Here is a 24,380-nt window from a genome sequence, read left to right as displayed (position 1 = left end):
GCTGGAGTGACGGGTAAGTGATTTAATAATTCACATAACAACGTATAAAGGAGTGTTAGAAATGGAAAACAAAACACTTAAATACATCCCAGGTTACTACCCATACCAAATAGATATAGAAGGCAATGTGTATCGACCGAATGCCCGTACTGGGTTCCCCGTGAAGCTGAAAGAGCAAAGAAATAAAAAGAAGGTGTACATCAACCAAGGCGGCAAAAAGAGAGAGGTAATGATATCGGAATTATACCGTAGAGCATTTAACAAGCTGCTTCCAGAGGATTAAATATATAGCCCCCAAGGGCAGAGAGGACAAATACATGGGTGAGCAATTGAAAATCGTTTGTTGGGCGACAGGTTTTAAGTTCGGAAATGGAGCCTATGAGGTTCATAGCCAAGATGGTCGTTTTCAAGGATTTTGTTCTGTAGCGAGTTTGAAAGAAAAAGGACTGGTACGGCGGATAGATCATACCAAAAAGGCAGAAGCATTTTTAAATACGGATGAAGGTCGGGCGTGGTTCAGAAAGAACCGCACAGTCTAGCCCCATAGGGGACAAAAAGGAGGTTCAACAGGTGAAAATAGCAATCATATGTGAATTTTCTGGCGTGGTACGGGATGCATTTATAGCAGCAGGCCATGAGGCGGTGAGCTTCGATATAACGGAATCTGAGGCCCCCGGGCCACATGTACAGGGGGATGTAATGGACTTACCGCGCAGTTACTGGGAACAGTTTGATCTGGCAATATGCCACCCACCACGCACGCATCTGGCGGTGTCTGGCGCACGTTGGTTTAAGGACAAGCTTCCTGAGCAGGCAGCAGCGCTGGAGTTCGTGCAGTACCTTATGGATTTACCTGTCGAGCGTATCGCATTGGAAAATCCCATAAGCATAATCAGCAGCCGGATACGCAAGCCGGACCAAATAATACAACCATGGCAGTATGGACATGGCGAAACAAAGGCGACATGCCTATGGATCAAGAATCTGCCTCTGCTGCAACCTACAGATATTGTAGAGGGCCGGGAAGCACGTATTCACAAGATGCCACCGGGACCTAACCGGGGCCGCGAACGCAGCCGGACGTATACCGGGATTGCGGCGGCAATGGCAGAACAGTGGGGCAGGACAAATCGGTTAAAAATTGATACCAACAAGCGATGTGGTATAGCAGAGCAACAACTCATCGCGGGCAGTTAAAGGGATTTAGGAGGGGCAACCCTCCATAAGGGGGAGAGACACATGATACTACACGGCAACTGTCTGTATATTATGCCAACACTCAAGGCAGGCAGTTTTCATACTTCGGTTACATCCCCGCCATATTGGGGATTAAGGGACTACGGCCTGCCCGAATCTGACTGGCCCGAGGTGACATATACACCTATGCCGGGTTTACAGCCTATTGCTGTACCACCTTGGACAGGATGCCTTGGTCTGGAGCCAACGCCGGAAATGTTTGTAGCTCATATGGTCCTTGTGTTCCGAGAAGTGTGGCGTTTGCTGAGAGACGATGGCACGCTTTGGCTTAATTTCGGGGATAGCTACGCCAGTTCTGGTGTTAAACGGGATGAAGGGCTGAACGAGCATCGTCCAAAACGTAGCCAGCCTGCAGCACTGAAGCCAAAGGACCTGATTGGCATACCGTGGCGCGTAGCATTTGCACTACAGGCGGACGGATGGTACTTGCGAATGGACAACATATGGGCCAAGCCTAATCCCATGCCGGAGAGTGTGGGAGATCGTCCAACCAAGGCCCACGAGTATATGTTCCTTCTGGCCAAGTCGGAAAAATACTATTACGACAAAGAAGCAATTAAAGAACCGGGCGTGCAAGATGAATGGGCAAATGGGTTTAGGGGCGGTGCTTATACAGGGGGTAAGACTTTCGACAATCAGGACGGGGGTAAACGTACAGTTCGAGGCAATTTCAGGGTTCCTGCGGGCTGGGATACAGAGCCGGGATCTCATGGAACAATTCATCGGACGGGCCGTACATCCAATTCATTCGCACGGAAGGTTAAGGAGTCGCCGCCACCAGGACAACCGCAGCAGCACAGACCGGATCGTGAGCCTGTTGAATACAGTGGCATGCGGAATAAGCGCAGCGTTTGGACTGTGGCAACTCAGCCATTTCCCGAAGCACATTTTGCTACCTTCCCGGAAAAGCTCATTGAGCCGTGCATACTGGCTGGGGCTCCGGTTGGCGGTCATGTGTTTGATCCGTTCGGCGGCAGTGGCACCACGGAGAAGGTTGCGCTCGAAAACAACCGAGAATGCACAATCATAGAAATGGGCAGCCAGTACGTAGAGATAGCAAAGCGCCGGACAGCAGTGGTTCAGCCTAATCTAATATTCTAGGGGGCAGTATCCCCTATACCAAAGGAGAGATAACACCCGGTGAAAATTATATATTGGCTTTTAGCGAAATGGCACCTGTACAGAGGCGTTGCATATTCGTTTCCAGTAAAAAGATATCACTATGAGCGGTATGAGTATTACCTTTCAAAAAAGAACGGAACACAGCCGAGGATTGCAAAAGAGGAGCTTTATAAGAAGGGATGAGGCTTAACAGCCTCTTACCCTATACCCCTATATAAGGAGAGTGAATGGAATGAACAAACTTGAACTGCTTAATAAAATCGAAATCGTTGAAACAGATGGCGATGGTGAAAATTTGTACTACGCGTGTGCCGACGCGAACAATGAAAATATTGCTATTTTGGAGCAGATAGGCGTACCTGAATCAGAGGTAATCGAGATGATAGGGAAAGACGGTGAACATATCGACATTTCTGGCTTCGCATGGCGTTATACTCCGGCGGTGTGGTTTACAGGGGACGAGTGGATTGATTATATCCCCCGGGATTTAAAGGGTGAACTGATATGAACAGCGTTAAAGAAGTGCGGCAGAAGTTGTATGAAAAGAGATTGTGCTGTCCGACGTTCGTGATGAACGAGTTAGAGAGGCTGTATAACGAGGCAGAAGAAAACGGCATGGCTACCGCTCTATTGGAAGCTGACCTATTGGCTACCAAAAAGCAGCTTGCAGAGAGTGACGCAGTTATACGCCGCCTGACCTATAAGCTAGAAGAAGCCCGTCAGGCATTAGGAGGCGGTAAAGATGAGTGAACGGACATATAAGCTACTGGACGGAAAAGAATTGATATTAGATGGTGATGGCCTGTGGATGCGGCATCCTGAACTTGGCATAGCAACAATGAGAGTAGAATCGGTATTAGGTGATTTACTTGCCCTGGTAGACTCACTCCAACAGCAGGTAAAGGAGTTAGAAGCAGAATCTGTTACACACTGGGATGCTTTTAAGATGTTGGAGGCAGAGAGGGACCGGACAATAGCCCGCCTAGAAAAGAAACTCCAAACCATTAGAGACAGTGTGCTGAGAATATCCATTGAAGGTGATGAAGCCAGATGCGAGCGGAATGAGCTGAAAGAGAAACTAGAATATGCTAATCAGGAATCGATCGAATGCAGGAAGGAAGCGATAGCTTACCGCAAGGAACTTGTAGAAAAAGATGATGCCATATCCTCGCTGAAAGAAATCGCAGACAAGGCGGTCATACCTTGCCACTTATGCGGTAATAACGGTTGCGAGTGTAACGTGACGTATTTGTCTGATTATGCAACGGGAGAAATGATTGTGGTTTTGTGGAATGCGCTGAAAGAAGCCAAGACAGCCATACAGAAGAACTTAGCATTTGCTAACGGTAAGGATGAACAGGCTCTATTATCGGCGTTTAACCATATCACCACGGCATTAGGTGGGGAGTAACCCACCAATACAATACGCTCCTGGTTGAGCGTTGGAAGGATGATAGATATGTCGGTAAAGGATATGACAGACCAGCAGCTTAATAAGGCACTGGCGGAGTTTATGGGGTACACGGTGGTCATGCGAAAAAGTCCGAATGAGGGATATGTACTATTAAACGAAAGTGGCCGGAGAAACTGGTACATCCCCGTGTGCAAGGACGAGCAAGAAGCATGGGAACACGTGCCGGACTACTGCAACGACCCTATCGCCTCTCTGGAGGTACAGGTAGCTGCGATAAGGGTGAATGCCAAAAAGTATTTTAATCACTTGGAAAGAAGATTACATCCAGGATTGGAGGAATTGCCTGAAAGCGAAACTTGGTCTGCATTCCAAGTCGCTGAATTGGTGAGAGCCAAACCTCGCCAGAGGGCAGAAGCTGCTTATATGACATTATCCAGTCAGGATTAAGCCTATACAGGGTTATATCATATCGTTCTGCTGCACGGAATGATCTGGGAGAGTGGATGGAACCTCTCCCCTATAGTTGAGCTGAACACTACGTTATAGAGGGAGAGGGCATGTTGGAGTAACCAACGTACCCATTATAGTTGCTCTCTCTATATAAATAAATGTCGTGGGACTGGCTTGGAAGTTTAAAAATACTTTACAGGGTGTAGGTAACACCTTCACCCACTAAGGGAGGATATATAGTCGTGAAAATACGAGTTATTGATAGCAAGCCAAGAAAAGATGAAAGTGACATAAACCGTCTGATTGGAGAAGTGTTCGAAGTTAAAGAGAAAAACGAGCAAGGAGTACTGATTGCATTCGGAGAAACGGGACTGTTCCTTATCCGCAATGAAGAACTTGAGGTTATTGGGGAGGAACAACAATGACAGATAAACAACGTAACTGGCAAGAGGATATGAAACTATGTGGCGAAGGTGTATCGCCGATTGAATTTATTTACGAGTCACGTCAAGCCCTTCCTTACTGGCTCCAACAATATGACATAGAGTTGAGAGGGCGTAAGCGTTGGGAAGAGGTTGCTAAAGGATTGCAAGATGACTTGAAGCAGGCTGAATCCCTTATACAACTAAAGGATGCAGAGATATTACGTATGTACGGTGTGAATCAGATACTTGAAACTGAGTTATTTGAAGCTAAAGCTGAGATAGACAAGTTGAAGCAATCCAAGCGTTTTGAATTAATTCGTAAAATTCGAGAAAAGGCAGATACAGACACCTATGCTCTTGCAGAAGAATGTGTTCGTCTTGAAGGTGAATTAAAGACCGTCAATCTAGCATATGAAGGGCTTCAAACAAATTGTGTAAGCCGTGGAGAGTATGAAGCAACATTGAAGAAGCTGGACGAAATGACCAAAGCGTATCATGCTCTCCTGCAGGATGAAGGAGACAAGCTATGACTATATGGGAGTTCATGGACAGAAACATTCTATGGGTGACTATTATGTTTATCATACTTTGCATGTCATCCACCTATTGGGGGAAACGCTGATGACCTACGCTTATACCTCTATATTATGCGCATTACTGTTATATGTAGGTGTAGTAAGTATAGATCGGTATTTCCTTATAGAGACGGTGCCGGCAAGCGAGGTGAGGATTAAATATGGCAGATAACAATGATAAAGTGACAGCGAAAACATGTTGGGTCTGGACGCAGAAGGCCGAGAAGACCAATCCCAGCAGATCCATCGAAGGCGAACCTATCTGGCCTCATTACCAGCAGCAGGCACCGCGTAAGTGGCTGGAGGATGGACTCATACAGGATTCAAGCGAATTTGCGGGTTCCGGACAGGCGGATTTATTCGATTATCTGCGGTGATTATGCATTAGAGTGATCAAAAACACGGGTTAATACCTAAAATAATGAATAAACATGCAAAAGGGGTGTGAAATCTATGATCGCTAAAGAGGGAACACAGCCAATGAGGCTCATTGATCTAGGAGAGGCCACGCCGATGAATTACCGAAAATCACGCAACATAGCAAAGCGAGCTTACGAGAACGCTGATGAAAGTGACAAAAAGGTTATCTCAGGCATGGTGAGCGATTGTGAGTACGTGATCGAGTGGCTTAGTACTGGAAGAAGACCAGGGAACAAGCGTGGGATTGAACGGCGAGCTGCATACCAGAGAGAAAAGCTAATGGACCCGCTACGCATGCAAGCGTACATGCAACAGAATACGGCCGGGAGCCCTTCTAATATCTCAGAGGGACAAAGGTTCCAGATTGAAGAAGCGCTCCGCAGATTAAGCGACAGAGAGCGTGAGTGCTATGTGATGGCACACGGCGAATGCTTATCTTATGGATACATCGCCAACCTGTTAGGGATTAGCAAAGGATCGGTAGAAAATTATGTTGAGCGGGCGCAGAAAAAGATATCACAGGACTTATCCAGTAATTTGTTTCTAATGTAAACAAAAGGAGCAGGAGGACATGTGCCTCACTGCTCCTTTTGTTTATCGCGATCTATTTTTTCTTCTATGGATTCGAGGATATAAGCGTTTCGGCTCAAGCCTGCTTTTTCGGCTATAGCATCAAGCCTTTCTCTCTCCCCCTTTTTCACCCATATTTTAACCTGATCATAATTGGCTGAATTATACTTATCCTTAGCCCGAGTAGATGCCTTCGATTTTCGCTCCAAGAGAATCCCCTCCTTACTTTTCAGAATAGCACAAAATTTATACTGATACCAGTACAAAAAAAGCTTGTATTTATAGTGGTACTAGTATATAATGAAGACAAGAAGAACAAAGGAGGAACAAGAAAATGAGACACGAAGATGCGATTATAGGGAAAAAGGTGAGCATTAAAAAAGGGCATGGATCATACATTGGACGCATAGGCTACATAACGAGTGAACTTGAGTGGAAAGAGGTTATTGGTGAAGAAAGCCCCAGGTTCGGAGTGAGCGTGGATATTGGAGAAGCGTTATTATTAATAGTATCGCCAGAAAATCTGGAATTGGTTCAAGAGGACAAGGGCGACGATGGCTTTTGGGAAGTTGAGATATAAGTTACAAAAAAACCGCTACCCTTTTTTTACCGGTCGGCGGTTTTTTTGTCTTACGAATGCCACCTATATATAGGGATAACCTATAAACGGTTGTGATCTTATAGTTTTGGAGAGGATTATCCAATGATGTGGTGGCGGAAGATAGACGCAATGTAACGGTGTAGCTAATGGTTCTTGGTAAAAGGGCGCTGAGGCTCCAGCAATATCGTGCGTAAACGAGATACTGTGAAATTTACCGTGCAAGGGTGAAAGTCCCTTGTCCACATCGAAACTAATATAAGTGAGAGAGCGACGGGAAACCGCCGCTTTTTTGCGTTCAAAGGAGGATGGATATGGAATTAGTAAAGCTAACAAATGGACTGCTTACTGAAAAATATACTACTGTGCATCACGAAAAGGATTATCAATTCAATGCACCGCACTATTTTGAGGTTCATGATCATGGCGGTAATGTCCTTGGCAGTGTTCATTTCCAAGAAGGGCCGATCAAAGAAGCTGGAGTAAACGGAGTAACTAATGAAGATTTAATTGGTATGGTTCTTGCCCGTCTTGAAGGATTCCAAAACAGTGACTACCGATGCCAAGATAATGCAGTTGCAATCACAAAACTGGAAGAAGCGCTTCTGTGGCTTAGGAAACGAACACTAGAACGTGAAGCCCGAGGGGTAGAAGGAACACATACCGTTTAAATGTAAAAGGTCGGGTTCAATATGCACCTGACCTTATTTGACACATACAGGATTATAGCGGTTCAATTCCGCTGTGTGTCTTATATAAACTGCCAAGGTAAAGGGTAATCCTCTATGAATGTCGAAATGATATTCAGACAAGGAGGGATAAAATGACAAATGTTGAAAAGTTAAAAAAGATGTTTGAGCATGAAACCATAGTTTCTGGCAACAAGATGAGACACAATTTAGATGGTGTTGATGCTAGTGCGTTCCATAACTTAACGGTTTTTGTCGAGGGCGAATACCTAGTATTTGCGAATTGGGGGAAGAAGCACCCGATTGGCGAACAGTTCATAAAAGAAATTATTGATGGACAAGAGGTTGTGTTGCTCCTAAGGGATGAAGACGGCCAGTTTGAATTATTATTACGCCTATAAAATGATGAGTCGCCTTCGGGCGGCTTTTTTTATCTACTGAAAGGGTGAATGCGATGATAACACAGGAATCAGTAAATAGGTTGCCATGGTATCACAAAGTATGGATATATGGATTCATGATTATTTACTTAGCAATTACCTATTTGATTTTTTGGCCTTTGGCAGTTGTCGTAGCGCCTTTTTGGTGGATGAAACGAAGGATGAGGAGGTAAACCCATGAAACTCTATACAGACGGAACCATAGAGGGTACACCACAGGAGATTGCACAGTATAAAGGTTTGCGCGGTAGCGATAAACGGTCGAGGGAAATACAGATAGGAACGCTTTATATTGGCAATGAGGCGTTGTTTGATGTAAAGGTGGATGTTGCTGCTTTAGGGAGGAGAAACCTTGGGTCATAACTATGTCATTGTAGTGCTGCCAGAAACAATCATTCAAATACTATTGATCGTCTTGGTTCTCACAGGCATATCGCTAAGCATATGGCAATGGAAGAATGAACGGCGTAGGAAGAAGGCTATAGAAGGGCTAGAATCCGTTGTGACCAAATATGAGCAGGCATATGAGCGAATGTTTAATGAGGCACAATAGAGACCCGTAATATACATCTGAAAATAGCTGAGAGGTGGCAGCTAAGTAGGATACACGGGTCTATTTGTCGCGGGGAGGAAATATGAACGGACTGCAAATCGAGACCACGGAAGAGATAACGTTGTCTATCCATTTAGTTAATGGTGAGATATTTGAATATTATTTCCCTATTGACGAATCGGAGAATGTAGAGGTATTCCTATCCTGGTACAAGAAGCCCGGAAGAGATAAGGTATTTACGGTTCACACGCCGCATCTGAAAGAGATCCGTTCGTTTTGTCACAGCAACATTGCTTTTGTCGCGGTGGACGGATATATAGAACCGAATGGGCGCGAATCAAAGTGGCATGAACGCCTTATAGATCGCTTTAGACTATGGAGAATGACCAGATAAGGGAGGCGTTAGGATTGCCAAACGAGTATCAGGAATGGTTGGAGAAACTCGGTAGAGAAGGCGGCTCCATTACGACAGATCCAGAAATGGGTGTGGTGAGTATGGAGATAGGTGGGGAGATGGTAACCTTTGCTATGAAAGAATCTATGACTGGTGATAGCGTTGTAAAGATCATCGACGGTAAACCTCCTGATTCCCCGCAATAGCATATAGATACAACCAAACAGAAAGAGGGTGGGTGATATGAATGTTAGCAAAAACATAAAGCTGCTACTGTTGAAACTTGGGCAGAAAGGGCACGATGTGTCGCTCATACAAGAACAACGGTACTCGAAAGAGTTTAAAGGCGTGTACTCTAGGTACAAGTTGACATTCTGGATTGAAGGCAAAAAGAAAAACAAGAAGACGGGCGAAGAAAAAGAATGCATGGTGCCGGACACCTATGAGTTCAAAAGCGCTATTGAGTTGCTTCAATTTATGGTGGTGATGGCAAATGAATGAGAGGCATAAAGCATTTGCTGACTATTACATCGAAACACAAAACGGAACAGAGAGCTACAAAATGGCTTATCCGAAATGCAAAAAGGATGCGACTGCAAGGGTTAATGCTAGCAAACTGCTAACAAACCCTAACATTAAGGAGTATATAAAAGAAAGAATGGAAAGCAAGGAATTGGTCCGTATCGCTAGTCAGGATGAAGTGCTGGAGTTTCTGACACAGGTTATCCGTGGTGAGGTAAAGGATCAATTAGGCCTTGAAACGCCAGTGAAAGAGCGCAATAAGGCTGCTGAACTGCTTGGGAAACGTTATGGATTGTGGGTTGATAAACTGGATGTTAACGCCGTTATAGCGCCTGTTTTTGTTGACGATATACAGGGTAAAGATGATGGCTAGAAAACTATCTGAATTCATCCCGAAGGCGTTTCATGCGACATGGCGAGCCGCGAATGATCCGGACATCCTCAATATCGTAGAAAAAGGTGGTCGTGGTTCAGGTAAATCGTCAGATATAGCACACATCATCGTGCAGTTGCTTATGCGTTATCCTGTTAATGCGATTGGCATACGTTACATCGACAACACCATTGAATTATCCATTTTCGAGCAGATGAAATGGGCCATAACCGAACAAGGTGCGTCGCAGTTTTTCAAGATCAATAAGTCCCCTATGCGGATAACATATCTGCCACGTGGCAATTATATGGCCTTTAGGGGTGCACAGAATCCCGAGAGGCTTAAATCCCTTAAAGATGCTAATTTCCCATTTGCCATTGGATGGATAGAGGAATTAGCAGAATTCAAGACGGAAGAAGAGGTTACAACCATCACCAACTCCTTATTGCGTGGAGAATTGGGAGATGGTCTTTTTTATAAGTTTTTTTACAGTTATAACCCACCAAAACGCAAGCAGTCATGGGTCAACAAGAAATATGAGTCTGTATTCCAACCGGATCATACACACGTTCATCACTCTACTTATTTGGACAACCCGTTTATCTCCAAAGCCTTCATAAAAGAGGCTGAGAGCGCAAAGGAGAAGAACCAACGGCGTTATGAATGGGAGTATCTAGGCAAAGCGATAGGGAGCGGTGTTGTGCCGTTCGATAATCTTACATTCCGCACAATTACGGATGAAGAGGTCAAAAGCTTTGATAATATCCGCCAGGGCAATGACTGGGGTTATGGTGTTGACCCAGTGGCGTTCGTTCGCTGGCACTACGATAAGACTCGTCGAAAAATATACGCTCTGGATGAAATATACGGAGTTAAAATTTCTAACCGAGCTTTGGGTGAGGGGATAAAAAAGAAAAAATATGATACCCAACTTACAATTGCGGACAGCGCAGAGCCAAAATCGGTAGACGAATTAAAAATGCAGCTTCATTGCCGTTTCAAGGGTGCTAAGAAGGGTCCGGGTTCGGTGGAATATGGCGAAAAGTGGCTTGATGACCTGGATGAAATCGTCATTGATCCAGTTCGCACGCCAAACATCGCAAGAGAATTCGAAAATATCGACTATCAGACGGACGCAGATGGCAATCCACGGACGCGGCTGGACGATAAGGACAACCACACCATTGATGCTACGCGGTACGCCTTTGAGGACGATATGAGACAGCCAGGTATTTCATTTGATTAATGTGGGAAGGAGGTTACAAGTTGAGCACTACACAAGACATCATTCGCATGCTTGAAGAAAACTCTCCGATGACTGATATGGAAATAGCCATGCAGGAAGTCACTACATTCAAAGGCTCTTTGAAAAGGCAACTTATGTTGCTGGGTCAGGCTTACTATGAAAATAAAACAAAGATTCTGGAAAAGAAGCGTACTGTTATTGGTGAAGGCGGGGTAAAACAGGAAGTTCATAACCTTGCTAACAATAAGCTTATACATGGATTTGTCCGAAAGCTTGTGGACCAGAAGACGGGATATTTGCTTTCCAAGCCTTTCAGCCTTCAAACAGACGGACCAGAAGAATACAAGGAACGCCTTGGAGAATACTTCGGTAAAGACTTTCAACGAACACTTAAAAACGTGGGCAAGAACGCTATCAATAAGGGTATAGCTTGGCTGCAAGTTTATTATACCGAGACTGGCGAACTTGCTTTTGAGAGCATACCAAGCGAGGAAATCGTCCCGTTGTGGAAAGATTCTGCGCATACAGAATTGGATGCTGTAATTCGATTCTTCGATGTCATTTACTATGAAGTTAAAACCAAGAAGACCATTACGATAATTGAGTTTTGGAATTCAAAAGGGGTTTTGCGATTCACTCAGGACAAACTTGTGTCACATGATTTCAAGCCAATAGGTGAAGTTGGAGATCACTTCACTGCAACAGTAAATGGAACTGAAATGTCATTGAACTGGGAACGTCCGCCTTTTGTTGCATTCAAGTACAACGACGAAGAGCAACCACTTCTAGAAATGATCAAGACTTTGGTTGATGATTATGATTTGCGGATGTCGGAGAATGCGGACAACATAGAGGACATGCCAAACAGTATTATCGTCTTGAAGAATTATGGGGGCGGGAAACTGGAGGATGCACGTCGAAACCTAGCTCAACTGCGCATGGTGAGGACAGAGGGGGACGGGGGCATTGAAACACTTAACATTGACATCGACACAACAGCCCTTAGCAACCATATATCAGAACTTCGTAAATCCATTTATGAGTTTGGTCGAGGTGTGGACACGCAGACAGACAAGTTTGGGAATAACCCATCAGGCATAGCCCTTCGGCAGCTCTATCAGGATTTGGATCTGGACGCAAATACGATTGAAACGGAATTCCAAGCGTCCCTCGAGCAGCTTCTTTGGTTTGTAGATCGGCATTTATATAACACGACGAAAGTTGACTATTCTACGTATGACGTGGATTTCATTCTTAATCGTGATGTGATGATTAATGAAACCGAGGCTGTCGAGAATGTAAAGAATAGTGTAGGTATACTATCCGATGAAACCAATCTTGCCAATCATCCATTTGTGAAGGATGTACAAAAAGAACAGGATAGGATTAAAAAAGAACGTGACGAAGCAGTCACTATTCCAGCAGACCAGTCATATGGCGGCACTGGCGGCAAGCTTCCTGAGACAAACCCGAAACAGGATGATGCACAATGAAGTCCGAGGAATACTGGTCGGGCCGTATGGATGCTTTGAATGAGGCACAGCTAAGCAAGGGCGATGCTTACGTCCGCAAGATGGAGATCGAGTACGCCAAGGCTAACGCATCCATCCAACGGGATATAGACACATTCTATCAGCGGTTCGCCAAGAATAACGAAATAGGGCTGGCTGAGGCGCGACAAGTGCTTAAGGCGGGAGAACTCAAGGAGTTCAAGTGGACGGTCGAAGATTATATCAAAGCAGGCCGTGAGAATGCAGTCGATCAGCGTTGGATGAAGGAATTAGAGAATGCGTCCATAAGAGTCCGTATGACCCGCCTAGAAGCCTTGCAATTGCAGATGCGCCAACATGTCGAGGTATTGACTGGAAAACGTCAGACAGGCGCTAAAGAGCTTATGGGCGACATATACAAGGATGGTTACTTTCATTCTGTATTTGAGTTGCATAAGGGTACAGGGTTAAGCACTACATTCTCCAAACTGGACAAACGGCAGATTGAGGCGATCATATCGAAGCCTTGGGCCGCAGATGGATCTAATTTCAGTGCCCGTATCTGGAAAGACCGTTATAAGCTGGTGCATGAGCTTCAAACTGTGCTCACACAGGGCATGATACGCGGTGATACGCCGGATAAGATGATTAACGCCTTATCTGACCGTATGGGTGTTTCCCGATCGGCTGCAGCTAGGATCATCCAAACCGAATCAGCCTACTTTGCCGGACAATCCCGCATGGATGCCTACAAAGAGTTGGGCGTCGAACAGTACAAGTTCACGGCTACGTTAGACAAGCGCACATCAAGTATCTGCCGGCACATGGATGGAGAGGTATTTGCTATTAGCGAGGCTGAGGTAGGAGTCAACTATCCACCGTTACATGCTTATTGCCGCTCTACCACGATTCCTCATTATGAGGACAATGTTCAAGAACGCGTAGCTCGGGATGAGGACGGCAAGAATCAGGCCGTACCGGGTGACATGACCTATGAGCAGTGGGCCAAGGAAAACGTTCCTACTACTGACCGTGTAACTGAGCCAATAAAGCCAGTCGAACGAGACAACAGCGCTGTTAAAACGGCTGTACCTGTGCTGGAAGACATACCAAACAGGACATACAATCCTAAAGCTTCTTATCACATGGACATTCCAAAGGTTTCCGAAGATTCTGCTGACAAAATAGCAGACATTAGCCGGGAACTGGTACGGGAGGGCTCCAAGACTGGTAAGGGCTATTTGTCGTTCACGGACTTTGATGGCAAGGAGCTGGCGAGGGTGACGGGCGGCAAGGACAAGGTGCCATTTACACCTAAAGTACAGGACATGCTCCTCAACTCTCCTGCTGGCAGTCTGGTACTGGCCCATAACCATCCAAGGGGTAACAGGCTGTCGGTTAAAGACGCTCGTTCCATGGCGCTGTATGCAGCTATAGGGGCTATGGTGGTCGCTGGTCACGATGGTGGTACAAGTACACTGTCAGCGCCGGACAAGCGCAGCCTTTCGGAGTTTGATAAGGTGCTACGGCGTGTGACTGCCGAGGTTGACGCACAATTGCAGGCAGATCCTGCTTTTGATGAACTTTCGGAGACAGCCAAAAACGAACGCTTTGATTACTTGGTGCTTATGGCGATAGTAAGCGAATTGGGGTGGGAATATGCCGAAGACTACGCAGCAGCGAGAGACGGTGGACGGATTAGACGATAAGCCGATTGAGTTGGATTTCACGGCGCCAACAGACGTGCGGGTGAACGATTATATCAGGCAAGTCACTAGCGAGTAAAAACACCGCCGTTTGGTATTGTGGGCGTAAAACACAAGACATCACTGGCCGAGACCAGGTTAAAAAACGAAGATGAAGGAGCGGTATGTAATGAATAAAGAGCAATTTGTCGCATTGGGATTGACCGAGGAACTGGCTATAAAGGCGGCTACAGCATCGGCAGAGGAGTTGAAGGGGTTTGTTCCTAAAGTTCGCTTTGATGAGGTTAACGAGGCAAAGAAACAGGCTGAGAAGGACAGGGACAGCGTAGGTGGTCAACTGGAGGATTTGAAGAAGTCTGCTGGAGCGTCAGAAGATTTAAAATTGCAGATTGAAAAGCTTCAGGGGGAAAATAAAGCTACCAAAGATCAGTATGAAGCCAAGCTGAAAGACATGAGTTTGAACACGGCGCTCAAGTTGGCGTTGAACGGTCAAGCACATGACACGGACATTGTAGCCGGGCTGCTGGACAAAACAAAAATCGAACTGGACGACAACGGTGCTGTAAAAGGCGGCTTGGATGACCAATTAACTGACCTGCGTGAAAGCAAGTCTTTTTTGTTTGTATCAAAAGACCAAACGCCACCGGTTCCTACATTCAAGGGAGTTTCACCAGCAGAAGGCGCAGGGGCTGGCAATCCACCAGCGCCATTGAAAGGTTATGACGCAGGCAAGTCAATTGCTGAGCAAAGAAACGGGAAAGGTAGTGAACAATAATGAACTTGAATCCACGAGTTAAAGAGTATTTATCGCAGGTTGAAATTTTGTATACCGTAAAAGGATCTATTGAGAAGATTGGCGGCGTTACTCTGGACGGCACTAAGTTTGCTGTCAATACGCGTATTCCAGCCGGTACGGCAGTCAGCATCCAAGCCAACGGACTGGCGAAGCCGTTTGCTGACGCAGATACAGGCAAGGTATACCTTACTAGCCACGACGTGTTCACAGGCGATGCGACTACACAGAACGTAATCGTAGGTGCTTGGGCAGAGGCGTTGGTTGTGGAAAGCAAACTCACAGGCGTTACAGCAGCATTTAAAACAGCAGCAGGCGGACGTTACCGTTACTACTAAAACAGGGAATAGGGAAGGGGAATATATAAATGGGTATTCTTTCATTAGATCAATTTAAACAGCCGGAATTTTTGGGGTATGTCGAAAATCGAGTGCTGCCGCGGCAATATTTGCTTAAGGCAGTTAGTGAAACAGATACAACATACGATTTGACTTTTGACTATGACGTATTTACGCAAACCTATGCACCGAGCGCATCTATCACGGGTTGGAACTCCGGCGCTCCTTTGCGGGATAAGAAAGGGTTGAAAACACTTACTCAAGAGGTCGCAAAGATTCAACACGGTTTCCGTTTGGATGAACGTGAACAACTCAAGTTTACGAATCCACGTGTGGCTGCCGAAAGAGAACGAGCTATCCAAAAAATTTATAACCAAACTGACAGTTTGATTGAAGGTGTGAATGATACAGAGGAGTGGTTGAGAGCACAAGCTCTTTATAATGGAGTCATTGTATATAACCAGAACAACATTGTAATCAATGTCAACTTCGGTTTAACTGCTAAAGTGACACCTACTGTTGTATGGTCAGACCGGGCGACATCTACTCCTCTTGATGATCTGAGAGCAGCGATCAAGGCATATAAAGACGCAAATGCAGGACAAGTGCCACGTTACATTGATATCTCTGGTGATGTTCTGCTCGATTTGGTTCTCAACAACCAAGTTAGAGGGGCATTGTTTGGCGTGAATAGCTCTATGTTGGCTACACGGGAACAAGTACAATCTATCATCAACCAAATTGCTGATTCTACTGCAATTACAATCCGTGTGAATGATGATGTTGTCTCTTTGGAAGGTGCCGCGCCTACAAGATTGTTGGAAGCTCGCACCGTGGCTCTGTTGGGGGAAAAACCGATCATTACTGTGCAAGGCCCGACGATTGAAAAGAATTTCGAACCAGGCATTTACGTGTTGCCTATCATCAAGGAAGGACCACCACCATCCGAAGAGGTATACGTTGGTGAATCTGCTTTCGTAGCTGTACAAAAACCATCCCAAATCTACCGCCTGTCGGTTTAATAGGAGGATCTTATATAATGGCAAACAAAAAATATAACGTGCTGTCCCCGGTTATACAGGCCGGGGTTATTGTACATTCCGGTGAAATCGAACTTGATGAAAAGCATGGCGCCAAGCTGGTTGAAAAAGGCGTGCTTGAAGATGTTGCAGCAGCGAAGAAAGCGGACAGCGTAAATAAAACCGAATAGGCTGGTGAGCGATATGGACCCGATCCGTTTTGAAGCCTTACTCACCAAGCTTAAGGTACTGCTGGGGCTACCAGTCACGGAAACAGATAAGGATGTGCAGCTGTCTTTTGCCCTCGACTTTACGATTGATGGCATTAAGAACTACTGCAACATATCCGACATACCGGAGCAATTGGAAAACACGGTGTTGCTCATCGCCAAGGACTATTACCTCAACCAGTTCGTAGCGCCTGCAACGGCTGGCGAGGGTGAGAAGAACGTCCAGAGTATCAAGCGTGGTGACGTGCAATTCACATTCTTTGCGGATGCCAAGCAGGGCGTGGAGGGTACGGCGTTTATCAAGTCGTACGCAACGCAGCTTAATGCATTCCGCAGATTGAGGTGGTAGATATGCAACTAGGCAATCCAGCAGTGGAACGTATGCTTCTTGAAATGACCTATACAGGCGTTTGCCGGGTGGAAGGTCAGACAACCTACAAAGACCCGGTAACAGGCGTAGAACGCCCCAAGGGTGGCGTTATAATTGACAACCAGCCGTGTGCATTGTCTCAAGCATCCTTACCAAGCTCGGTCCAAACGGATACGAACAACAATATCGAATATGACGCGAAACTGTTTATCTCGCCGGATGTTGTTGTGCCTGCCGGAAGTCGTATTTTCGTCACACAGGAAGGCATGAATTATCAGTTTACGCGTTCTGGCAAGCCTTTCATTTATGCGACTCATCAGGAAATTAAAATGAAAGAGGTAGGCGAGGCATGAGCGGCTTTGCTGAATTTGATTTTTCGGAGCTCGAGCAGTTGGGCAAGAGCCTTCGAAAAATGCAAGCCGATTATCCGCGATTCGTCGAGGACTGCATACGAGAGCTTGCCAGCAGGCTCCTGGCTAAGACAGTGGCCCGCACTCCGGTAGATACAGGAATGCTCCGGCGTAACTGGCAGCTCGGCCCTGTGGAGCGTGTAGCCGGTGGATACAGCATTGAACTGTTTAATCCTATCGAATATGCGCCTTATGTGGAGTATGGTCACCGCACAAGGCTGCACACTGGATGGGTGGAGGGGCGGTTCATGCTTACCATTTCCGAAAGGGAGTTGGAGCGAGAATTGCCCGCGCTCATGGACCATAAACTGAAACGATTTATGGAAGACCACCTGAGGTGATGTAATGGAAGATGTTAAAAACGGAATATTGAAGCACCTGAGCACCTTTCAAACGGGTGTTACGGTGTACGACGAACGAATTGAGCAGGGTTTTCATGAACCGTGCTTTTTTGTGTTGCTCATAAACGGTTCACAAGACCGGGAATTCGGGCGGCGTTATATGAGGGTGGGCAACTATGACATTCACTATTTCCCGAATCCCAAGAACCCGGAGAAACGCCGTGAATGTGAAGCAGTAGCAGATCGGCTCTACGAGGAATTGGAATACACCCAATGGGAAGGTAGCATGTACAGGGCGGTGGGAATGAAACACCAAATCGTCGATGATGTGCTGCATTTCTTTATTGACGTCAATGTCCATTTAATGCGTCCAAAGGGACCAGAAACAAAAATGAGGACTTTAAAACAGGAGGCTGGTATACGTGGCTGATGAAATTGTTACGAAAAAAGAAACGCCTGCCAAGACTGTAGAACCGGAGTTTGCGAAAGAGCAATTTCAAGGGTCCGAACAGTTTACGCAGATCGAAAAAGATACGCTGAACGTCCTGCTTGAGGATGGACAGAATTACACCATCAGCGAGGCCAGACGGGTTCTCACTGAATGGTTAAAGAAGGAGGTCAAATAATGGCCGGCACATGGGTTACACAGAACAAGGATCTACCTGGCGTATATACCAATGTCGTATCTGAGCCTAAGCCATTAGGAACGCTAAGTGATCGCGGTATCGTCACCTTGCCGTTGCTATTAAGCTGGGGGCCAGCAAAGCAGATCATTACTATTGATGCTGGTGACGATATCGCAAAAGCGTTGGGATACGATATCACACACACGAGCCTCTTGTTGGTTAAGGAGGCTCTTAAACGTGCCAAAACGCTGCTAGTTTACCGCCTGAACGAAGGGACACAGGCTACAGTCACAAGCGGCAATCTTGTCGCTACGGCGAAGTATGGCGGTGTGAGAGGTAATGATATTTCTATCGTTATTCAAGCTGATATTGACACGCCGTCTAGCTTCAACGTTCGGACTTTGGTCGAGGGCCGGGAAGTCAATTTGCAGAAAGTGACCAATATTGACGGGCTGGTAGCTAATGAATGGGTGACCTTCAAAGCAGCCGCTACTGATAAAACACTGGCTGCTACGGCTGGAGCGCCGCTGACTAGCGGGGCTGACGGCACAACAACCAACGCAGACCACTCGGATTATATGGCGACTATTGAGACTCAGGATTTTAACACCGTTGGAATTCCTTACGATGACGCAACGCTGAAGCCTTTGTATACCACCTACGTTAATCGCCTGCGTAATGACGAGGGTAAAAATGTACAGGTGGTACTACCAAACTACAGCGCGGCTGACAGCGAAGGAGTAATAAACGTCACGAACGGCGTTATTCTTTCGGATGGCACAGTGATTGACAAGGTTAAAGCAGTCGCTTGGGTTGCAGCCGCGACAGCAGCCGCAAATGTAAATGAATCCCTCACTTACACTGACTACGATGATGCAGTAGATGTGGATGTTAGGTTCACCAATCGTGAAGCAATTGCAGCGGTTCAAAGTGGTCAGTTTTTCTTCATTTACACAAACGGAAAAGCAAAGGTACAAGAGGACATTAATACATTCCGTAGCTTTACACCTAAAAAGAATAAAGATTTTCGCAAAAATCGTGTCGTTCGTACATTGGATGGAATTAAGACAGATTTGCAACGAGTCTTTGAAAACTCCTATACCGGCAAGGTTGATAACAACGTTGACGGGCGTAATCTCGTTAAAAAAGAAGCTATCAATTTGTTCGAGCTTAATCAACAAATCAGTGCTATTGAGGAGTTTAATCCTCAGACGGATGTAACGATCGTACCTGGTACAGACAAAGACGCTATTTACGCTGAATATTACGTCAAGCCAGTGGATAGCATTGAAAAAATCTATCAGTTAGTGAGGGCGAGATAATATGACGCAATGGTTGCAAGCAAAAGATACTATTTCAGGACAGCAAGGTCGATTATACGCCACCATAAACGGTAATGTAGAGGAAATGGCCTATTGCAAGAAGTTCGAAGCGAAAATCGAAAAAAACATGACAGAAGTAAAAGTGTTAGGCTACCTGGGGGACCAGAATAAAGCAAATGGCTGGAAGGGTACAGGTTCAATGACTTTTTACTATGTGACCTCGTTGTTCAGACAAATGATGCTGGATTACGTGACCACAGGTAAGGATACCTACTTCGATCTTGTTGCAGTTAATGAGGACCCCACTTCCTCGATCGGTAAACAAACCGTAACGCTCAAGAATGTCAATATTAGCAGCATTATTATTGCTAAGTTGGATACTGAATCTCAATTGTTGGACGAAGATTTGGACTTTACTTTTTCCGGGGTCGGATTGCAAGACAGCTTCTCTAAACCTGTATTGGGTGGTAACTAAAATAATCTAAATTAAGGGGATATGAATAATGAGTGACTTGACATTGTTTTATGCGGAAAATGTAGCAGCTGAAATCACCGAGGAAATTGCTTTGTCGGAACGTTTCAAGGATGCAGATGGCAAACCGCTGAAATGGAAAATCCGAAGTGTTTCCGAGGAAGAAACTTCTATTATCCGTAAAGAATCAACAAAAAAGGTTAGAGTGAAAGGCGTCTATCAAAGCGAAACAGATTCCGACCTTTTCGTATCAAAACTGGTTGTCGCCGGGGTAGTGTATCCTAACCTTAAAGACGCTGGCTTACAAAATTCCTATGGAGTAAGAGGTGCGGATTCGCTTATTCAAAAAATGCTGCTCGCCGGAGAATACTCAACATTAACGGACCGCATCCAAACACTGAGTGGGTTCGACCGCGATATTAACGATCTCATCCAAGACGTAAAAAACTAATCGAGGAGGGCGATTCTGACGCGAACTACGCGTATTATGCCCTCCATGAGCTTCATATCTTACCGCATGAATTGATGGCAATGAGCCAGCGGGAGAAGGCGGCGATTTTTGCTATGATTTCTTATCGAATCGAGAAGGAAAAGAAAAACTAATAGACTCATTGCGCGATTTCATATACTATATTTGGTAACATTACACATCTGAATAAAGTGAGGTCTGCTAAAATGTGGTCTATTATTGGGCTTGCTCTGATTGTAGGGATAACGATTGCTATATGGCAGTCGGTCAATTCTGCAAAGGAAAAAAAACAAATAATGAACGAAGAGAATGCGATTGCTCTAAGTAAAATGTTTCATGTTGAAGGGTTACCGATTGCTGAAAAAACAGCGTGTACCATTTTGCTTAAGCAGGATAGGATTCTGGTAAAAGCGGGTGGAGCAGAATTCAATGTTGCGATTAACCAGATAACGGCAGCCGAAGTGAAGACGGACGTGGAAATAGCCAATATTGTTAGCAGCAGTGCTGTAAAGGGTATCGCAGGAGGATTGCTATTTGGCCCCATTGGGTTAGTTGTAGGAGCCAGAGCTAAAAACAAAGAGAAGAAGACATATAACTATTACTTTATTCTGAATTACATCAATTCAGAAGGTAATCTATCGTCTCTGCTTTTTGACAGTGGATCGAATCATTTTTCAGCTATGCAGATAAAAAATAAATTAGATCCTCTATTACAGAATAATGGAGTACGTCAAGTTAATTTATAAAGTAAGGCTGTTCACCGCGTATGTTTTATACGTATGAACAGCCTTTTTCTTTGGAAAAGGAGGAACGATGGCTACAGTTTCGGCAAGCCTTCAACTTTTCGATAATTTCTCGCAACGTCTAAACGCAGTCAATAACGCTGTGCAAGCCACAACTAGACAAATGGAAAGGTTAAGAACTGCCACAAATGCACATATGCGGTTTGATATCGAAATCGCTAATGAGGCAATTTTGATGAACCAAGTACGGCTAATTAGGCAACGTATTCAGAGTCAGCTTAGAGTTATCCACGCTCGAATACAATTGGAATTGCCCGCATCATTACAAGCTATGTTCGGCAACCTGCAAATGCTTGTACTAAGGCTAATAAGAGTAGTTCGTCAATTGCGGACTACAAGCGGAGCTAACGCGGCAGAACTCCAGAACGCATTGCAGCGGATAGCGGAATTAGAGCGCAAAATAGCCCAATTACAGGAACAGATAAACGGAAGCCTGAGAAGAGGGGAAGGAGCGTCCTCCGGCTTACTAGCTAACCTGAAAGGTATGGCTGCTGCGTATTTGTCGCTTCAAGGCCTTAAAGAATTGTTTGGCGCTACTGTGGGTGGTGCGATGGAACAACAGAAAATGCAAGATATGTTTGTTGCTCGTACAGGTCAGGAGGACGTGGGTAAAGCCATGTTTGAACGATTCAAGAAAAACGCGCTGACAGCCGGGCAGGATGTGAATGAATCCCTTCAAGCAAGTTTATCGTTTTTCTCGGCTACGCAAAACGTTGACCAACTGGATAAACTGAATAACCTTGCTCAGCGATTGAATGCTTTCGATAGTGCCGGTAATGGCATGGAAGGAGCCGCATTTGCCCTTAAGGAAGCTCTCTCGGGGGATATTGTGTCTTTGGCCGAACGTTTCAACATGGGGAAATCAGATATCCGGGCATCTGGTATTGTTGATTTTGCCAAAAAAGGCGATATCGACGGTTTCATAAAAGGTTTTGACAAACTGTTAGAATCTCAGAAAATGGGTCAAAAGGCGTTTGATACCATGTTGGCTAGTCCCGCTAAGCAACTGGAGATAATGAAAAACAACGTCAGATCCATGTTTGCAGATGCTGGTGGAGCTGCTACCAAATCGTTGCTACCAATGATCCAAATGCTCAATAACGCATTCAAGCAAGGTAAATTTGATTCGTTTTTTGCTAATTTAAGCCAAGGATTAGACTGGGTAGTGCGGAATGCGATTAAAGCTTTCAATGCCGTTTCTCAAGTATACGGATTCATCTCAGGTAATTGGCAGAATATCGCCCCTATTGTTAAAGGAGTAGCAGCGGCGTTTATCGCTTGGAACATCGCAATGAAGGCCGTAGCCGTTACGCAAGGAATCATCGCTTTCGCCACAGGGAGCAGCACGGCTGTGATTTTTGCCCAAACGTTAGCTACTCGCGGACTCTCTGCGGCATGGGCGACCCTAAACGCTACAATGAAAGCAAATGTCTTCATCGCCATACTGACCGTGTTGGTCGCTATAGTGACATGGATGTATCAGGTGTACCAAACCAACGACATGGTGGCGGCGGCAATGCTCTTGAAGTGGAATGAAGTATTGAACTTTTTTGATCAAGTCCCGATCTTTTTTGCGAGGGTTGGCGTTGGGATCGCTCAGGCGTTTTTGAACGCTAAGGCTAGCGTAATGCAAACGATGCAAGATATGGCAAACGGTGTGATTGATAAAGTAAATGATATGATCAAGGCTTTGAATAGTACAAAAATGATGGATATTGGTCTTGTTAATCGAGTCTCCATTTCTGCAGATTCTCAAAGAGCGGCCGACGATTTTAGAGTAAAAAGTGCTGCTAAAATCGCTGCAATGGAATCTATGGCTGCTGCTAAAGCGAAAAAACGTCAAGATGATACCATGAATTATATCCGCAAGCGTGATATGGATCGGCGCAAACAAAAAGCCGCTGCTGCCCCGGGGGCAGGCAAACCTTTCGATTTCACCAAATGGAATGCCGCAGCTGACGCTGCCAAGAAACCAAACAACGATGTTGGCAAGGTTGGTAAAGTAGGCAAAGTTGGAAAGATCGAAGACAAGGTAGATATCTCAAGCGAAGACCTCAAGGTAATGCGTGATATCGCAGAAATGAAGTCCATACAAAACTTCGTCACGCTTACGCCTACTGTACAGGTCAAGACAGGTGACATCAACAACGGGGCTGATGTGGATACGATCATAAAGAAAATCGGCGACCACCTGGAAGAACAGTTTGTCTCTACAGCACAGGGGGTGTACACCTAATGGAACACGCCATACTACTAAGTTACAACAACGGCGAAGAAGCATTTCGCATCCCGGTCAATCCGCCTGAAATGAGCATTAAGGAAGCTGGTGACGGCTCCACATACAAAATTGTGGACGGTGGCGAAATAAACGCCATACAGTCTCGCAAGTTGACAGAGATATCCTTCGATAGCTTCTTTCCTGGTCAGGCATACCCTTTTGTGAACACGGATGAGTTAAGGCCTATTCCTGAATATATTGAGCTATTAAATAAGTGGATGGACACCAAGCGGCCCATCCGCTTTATTTATTCTGCGATAAGTTTCGAGCCTGGAGCACAAAAGAGCCCGCAGGAAATAGCCATCAACATGCCGGTCACAATAGAGGAATTCGAATGGAAGCCAGTAGCGGGTACATCGGATATCGAGTACACAATATCATTCAAAAAGTACGTTTTTTACAATGCTGTGCAAGCCAAGGTTAAGCAAACCACGACCAAGGCAGGCGCAAAAAAGACGACTACTACAAAGACTAAGGCCAAACGACCTAGCGAAAAGGCTAAACCTAAATCGGTTAAGGTGAAAGCAGGCGACACGCTTTGGATCATCGCAAAGAAGAACCTGGGTGATGGGTCCCGTTACAAAGAGATTCAAACACTCAATAAGATTACGAATGCTCAGGCCAAGCGATTAAAGGTCGGGCAAGTAATCAGACTGCCGGGGTGA

At 45.4% G+C, this 24,380-nt stretch carries 41 protein-coding genes; 40 read left to right on the top strand and 1 reads right to left on the bottom strand.

Annotated features, from left to right (window positions below; translation table 11 throughout):
* Positions 1–61: 61 nt before the first annotated feature.
* The 12 genes from BAZ21_RS26135 (at position 62) to BAZ21_RS26080 (ending at position 6,215) form a co-directional block, all read left to right on the top strand.
* Positions 62–283: a hypothetical protein gene (locus tag BAZ21_RS26135; protein ID WP_068505747.1), complete on the top strand. Its 222-nt coding sequence runs from the start codon at positions 62–64 to the stop codon at positions 281–283.
* Between the two features lie 34 nt (positions 284–317).
* Positions 318–539: a hypothetical protein gene (locus BAZ21_RS26130; RefSeq protein ID WP_068505746.1), complete on the top strand. Its 222-nt coding sequence runs from the start codon at positions 318–320 to the stop codon at positions 537–539.
* A 31-nt stretch (positions 540–570) separates the two neighbouring features.
* Positions 571–1,197, top strand: a complete 627-nt coding sequence (locus BAZ21_RS26125) for a hypothetical protein (RefSeq protein ID WP_068505745.1) — start codon at positions 571–573, stop codon at positions 1,195–1,197.
* A 42-nt stretch (positions 1,198–1,239) separates the two neighbouring features.
* The gene (locus BAZ21_RS26120; RefSeq protein WP_068505744.1) at positions 1,240–2,358 is read left to right on the top strand and encodes a DNA-methyltransferase; all 1,119 of its coding nucleotides are present in this window, start codon (positions 1,240–1,242) and stop codon (positions 2,356–2,358) included.
* A 253-nt stretch (positions 2,359–2,611) separates the two neighbouring features.
* On the top strand, positions 2,612–2,887 hold the full coding sequence (locus BAZ21_RS26115) for a hypothetical protein (RefSeq protein ID WP_068505742.1): 276 nt from the start codon (positions 2,612–2,614) through the stop codon (positions 2,885–2,887).
* Positions 2,884–3,129: a hypothetical protein gene (locus BAZ21_RS26110; protein ID WP_068505741.1), complete on the top strand. Its 246-nt coding sequence runs from the start codon at positions 2,884–2,886 to the stop codon at positions 3,127–3,129. The genes BAZ21_RS26115 and BAZ21_RS26110 overlap by 4 nt, the downstream gene beginning before the upstream one ends.
* Positions 3,122–3,790: a hypothetical protein gene (locus BAZ21_RS26105; RefSeq protein ID WP_068505740.1), complete on the top strand. Its 669-nt coding sequence runs from the start codon at positions 3,122–3,124 to the stop codon at positions 3,788–3,790. The genes BAZ21_RS26110 and BAZ21_RS26105 overlap by 8 nt, the downstream gene beginning before the upstream one ends.
* Before the next feature lie 48 nt (positions 3,791–3,838).
* Positions 3,839–4,240 (top strand): hypothetical protein, encoded by a 402-nt coding sequence (locus tag BAZ21_RS26100; protein ID WP_068505739.1) that lies wholly within the window; start codon positions 3,839–3,841, stop codon positions 4,238–4,240.
* Between the two features lie 245 nt (positions 4,241–4,485).
* A complete protein-coding gene (locus BAZ21_RS26095) occupies positions 4,486–4,668 on the top strand; it encodes a hypothetical protein (protein WP_084011937.1) in 183 nt (60 codons plus the stop codon).
* Positions 4,665–5,198, top strand: coding sequence for a hypothetical protein (locus BAZ21_RS26090; protein WP_068505737.1), 534 nt, complete (start codon positions 4,665–4,667; stop codon positions 5,196–5,198). The genes BAZ21_RS26095 and BAZ21_RS26090 overlap by 4 nt, the downstream gene beginning before the upstream one ends.
* Before the next feature lie 206 nt (positions 5,199–5,404).
* Positions 5,405–5,620 (top strand): hypothetical protein, encoded by a 216-nt coding sequence (locus BAZ21_RS26085; RefSeq protein WP_068505736.1) that lies wholly within the window; start codon positions 5,405–5,407, stop codon positions 5,618–5,620.
* A 76-nt stretch (positions 5,621–5,696) separates the two neighbouring features.
* A complete protein-coding gene (locus BAZ21_RS26080) occupies positions 5,697–6,215 on the top strand; it encodes a sigma factor-like helix-turn-helix DNA-binding protein (RefSeq protein WP_084011936.1) in 519 nt (172 codons plus the stop codon).
* A gap of 26 nt (positions 6,216–6,241) precedes the next feature.
* Here the strand turns inward: BAZ21_RS26080 and BAZ21_RS26075 are convergent, their stop codons facing one another.
* Positions 6,242–6,442 (bottom strand): transcriptional regulator, encoded by a 201-nt coding sequence (locus tag BAZ21_RS26075; RefSeq protein WP_256022682.1) that lies wholly within the window; start codon positions 6,440–6,442, stop codon positions 6,242–6,244.
* A gap of 125 nt (positions 6,443–6,567) precedes the next feature.
* On the opposite strand from BAZ21_RS26075, the gene BAZ21_RS26070 reads away from it, so the two are divergent.
* From BAZ21_RS26070 to BAZ21_RS25945, 28 genes are all read left to right on the top strand, one after another.
* Entirely contained in the window at positions 6,568–6,813 is a 246-nt protein-coding gene (locus BAZ21_RS26070; RefSeq protein ID WP_068505735.1) for a hypothetical protein, read from the top strand.
* Between the two features lie 332 nt (positions 6,814–7,145).
* The gene (locus BAZ21_RS26065; RefSeq protein WP_068505734.1) at positions 7,146–7,502 is read left to right on the top strand and encodes a hypothetical protein; all 357 of its coding nucleotides are present in this window, start codon (positions 7,146–7,148) and stop codon (positions 7,500–7,502) included.
* Positions 7,503–7,654: 152 nt separating this feature from the next.
* Positions 7,655–7,921 carry a hypothetical protein gene (locus tag BAZ21_RS26060; RefSeq protein ID WP_068505733.1) on the top strand — a complete coding sequence of 89 codons (267 nt, stop codon included), beginning with the start codon at positions 7,655–7,657 and terminating at the stop codon, positions 7,919–7,921.
* Between the two features lie 216 nt (positions 7,922–8,137).
* On the top strand, positions 8,138–8,323 hold the full coding sequence (locus tag BAZ21_RS26055; protein ID WP_068505732.1) for a hypothetical protein: 186 nt from the start codon (positions 8,138–8,140) through the stop codon (positions 8,321–8,323).
* Positions 8,313–8,513, top strand: coding sequence for a hypothetical protein (locus BAZ21_RS26050; protein ID WP_068505731.1), 201 nt, complete (start codon positions 8,313–8,315; stop codon positions 8,511–8,513). Before BAZ21_RS26055 ends, BAZ21_RS26050 begins: the two co-directional genes overlap by 11 nt.
* Positions 8,514–8,595: 82 nt before the next feature.
* Positions 8,596–8,907 carry a hypothetical protein gene (locus tag BAZ21_RS26045; RefSeq protein WP_068505730.1) on the top strand — a complete coding sequence of 104 codons (312 nt, stop codon included), beginning with the start codon at positions 8,596–8,598 and terminating at the stop codon, positions 8,905–8,907.
* Positions 8,908–8,921: 14 nt separating this feature from the next.
* Positions 8,922–9,113: a hypothetical protein gene (locus BAZ21_RS26040; RefSeq protein WP_068505729.1), complete on the top strand. Its 192-nt coding sequence runs from the start codon at positions 8,922–8,924 to the stop codon at positions 9,111–9,113.
* Between the two features lie 37 nt (positions 9,114–9,150).
* Positions 9,151–9,408: a hypothetical protein gene (locus BAZ21_RS26035; RefSeq protein ID WP_068505728.1), complete on the top strand. Its 258-nt coding sequence runs from the start codon at positions 9,151–9,153 to the stop codon at positions 9,406–9,408.
* Complete coding sequence (locus tag BAZ21_RS26030) at positions 9,401–9,802, top strand: terminase small subunit (RefSeq protein WP_068505727.1); 402 nt, start codon at positions 9,401–9,403, stop codon at positions 9,800–9,802. Before BAZ21_RS26035 ends, BAZ21_RS26030 begins: the two co-directional genes overlap by 8 nt.
* Positions 9,795–11,048, top strand: a complete 1,254-nt coding sequence (locus BAZ21_RS26025; protein WP_068505726.1) for a PBSX family phage terminase large subunit — start codon at positions 9,795–9,797, stop codon at positions 11,046–11,048. Before BAZ21_RS26030 ends, BAZ21_RS26025 begins: the two co-directional genes overlap by 8 nt.
* Positions 11,049–11,068: 20 nt before the next feature.
* The gene (locus tag BAZ21_RS26020; protein WP_068505725.1) at positions 11,069–12,541 is read left to right on the top strand and encodes a phage portal protein; all 1,473 of its coding nucleotides are present in this window, start codon (positions 11,069–11,071) and stop codon (positions 12,539–12,541) included.
* A complete protein-coding gene (locus tag BAZ21_RS26015) occupies positions 12,538–14,247 on the top strand; it encodes a minor capsid protein (RefSeq protein WP_068505724.1) in 1,710 nt (569 codons plus the stop codon). The genes BAZ21_RS26020 and BAZ21_RS26015 overlap by 4 nt, the downstream gene beginning before the upstream one ends.
* Positions 14,198–14,323, top strand: a complete 126-nt coding sequence (locus BAZ21_RS30000) for a hypothetical protein (protein WP_256022672.1) — start codon at positions 14,198–14,200, stop codon at positions 14,321–14,323. The genes BAZ21_RS26015 and BAZ21_RS30000 overlap by 50 nt, the downstream gene beginning before the upstream one ends.
* A 90-nt stretch (positions 14,324–14,413) precedes the next feature.
* A complete protein-coding gene (locus tag BAZ21_RS26010; RefSeq protein ID WP_068505723.1) occupies positions 14,414–15,019 on the top strand; it encodes a phage scaffolding protein in 606 nt (201 codons plus the stop codon).
* Complete coding sequence (locus BAZ21_RS26005) at positions 15,019–15,375, top strand: hypothetical protein (protein ID WP_068505722.1); 357 nt, start codon at positions 15,019–15,021, stop codon at positions 15,373–15,375. Before BAZ21_RS26010 ends, BAZ21_RS26005 begins: the two co-directional genes overlap by 1 nt.
* A 29-nt stretch (positions 15,376–15,404) precedes the next feature.
* Complete coding sequence (locus BAZ21_RS26000; protein WP_068505721.1) at positions 15,405–16,397, top strand: major capsid protein; 993 nt, start codon at positions 15,405–15,407, stop codon at positions 16,395–16,397.
* Positions 16,398–16,414: 17 nt separating this feature from the next.
* Positions 16,415–16,585, top strand: a complete 171-nt coding sequence (locus tag BAZ21_RS29230; protein WP_176718222.1) for a hypothetical protein — start codon at positions 16,415–16,417, stop codon at positions 16,583–16,585.
* 13 nt (positions 16,586–16,598) lie between these two features.
* Positions 16,599–16,973: a phage head-tail connector protein gene (locus BAZ21_RS25995; RefSeq protein ID WP_068505720.1), complete on the top strand. Its 375-nt coding sequence runs from the start codon at positions 16,599–16,601 to the stop codon at positions 16,971–16,973.
* Between the two features lie 2 nt (positions 16,974–16,975).
* Positions 16,976–17,347, top strand: a complete 372-nt coding sequence (locus BAZ21_RS25990; RefSeq protein ID WP_084011932.1) for a hypothetical protein — start codon at positions 16,976–16,978, stop codon at positions 17,345–17,347.
* A 38-nt stretch (positions 17,348–17,385) separates the two neighbouring features.
* Positions 17,386–17,745, top strand: a complete 360-nt coding sequence (locus BAZ21_RS25985; RefSeq protein ID WP_256022665.1) for an HK97 gp10 family phage protein — start codon at positions 17,386–17,388, stop codon at positions 17,743–17,745.
* Positions 17,746–17,749: 4 nt separating this feature from the next.
* Positions 17,750–18,175, top strand: a complete 426-nt coding sequence (locus BAZ21_RS25980) for a phage tail terminator family protein (protein WP_068505718.1) — start codon at positions 17,750–17,752, stop codon at positions 18,173–18,175.
* The gene (locus BAZ21_RS25975) at positions 18,168–18,371 is read left to right on the top strand and encodes a hypothetical protein (protein WP_256022662.1); all 204 of its coding nucleotides are present in this window, start codon (positions 18,168–18,170) and stop codon (positions 18,369–18,371) included. Before BAZ21_RS25980 ends, BAZ21_RS25975 begins: the two co-directional genes overlap by 8 nt.
* Complete coding sequence (locus tag BAZ21_RS25970) at positions 18,371–19,693, top strand: phage tail sheath subtilisin-like domain-containing protein (protein ID WP_305953042.1); 1,323 nt, start codon at positions 18,371–18,373, stop codon at positions 19,691–19,693. Before BAZ21_RS25975 ends, BAZ21_RS25970 begins: the two co-directional genes overlap by 1 nt.
* Position 19,694: 1 nt before the next feature.
* The gene (locus BAZ21_RS25965; RefSeq protein WP_068505717.1) at positions 19,695–20,168 is read left to right on the top strand and encodes a phage tail tube protein; all 474 of its coding nucleotides are present in this window, start codon (positions 19,695–19,697) and stop codon (positions 20,166–20,168) included.
* Between the two features lie 28 nt (positions 20,169–20,196).
* Positions 20,197–20,616 carry a phage tail assembly chaperone gene (locus BAZ21_RS25960; RefSeq protein WP_068505716.1) on the top strand — a complete coding sequence of 140 codons (420 nt, stop codon included), beginning with the start codon at positions 20,197–20,199 and terminating at the stop codon, positions 20,614–20,616.
* Between the two features lie 224 nt (positions 20,617–20,840).
* Complete coding sequence (locus BAZ21_RS25955) at positions 20,841–21,380, top strand: hypothetical protein (protein ID WP_068505715.1); 540 nt, start codon at positions 20,841–20,843, stop codon at positions 21,378–21,380.
* Between the two features lie 67 nt (positions 21,381–21,447).
* Positions 21,448–23,673 (top strand): hypothetical protein, encoded by a 2,226-nt coding sequence (locus BAZ21_RS25950; protein WP_068505714.1) that lies wholly within the window; start codon positions 21,448–21,450, stop codon positions 23,671–23,673.
* Positions 23,673–24,380, top strand: a complete 708-nt coding sequence (locus BAZ21_RS25945; RefSeq protein WP_068505713.1) for a LysM peptidoglycan-binding domain-containing protein — start codon at positions 23,673–23,675, stop codon at positions 24,378–24,380. Before BAZ21_RS25950 ends, BAZ21_RS25945 begins: the two co-directional genes overlap by 1 nt.

This window comes from Paenibacillus kribbensis (assembly GCF_001705305.1).
Classification (GTDB): Bacteria; Bacillota; Bacilli; order Paenibacillales; family Paenibacillaceae; genus Paenibacillus; species Paenibacillus kribbensis_B.
The sequence above is the reverse complement of the archived record's forward strand: the minus strand, read 5'-3'. Positions and strand labels throughout refer to the sequence as shown.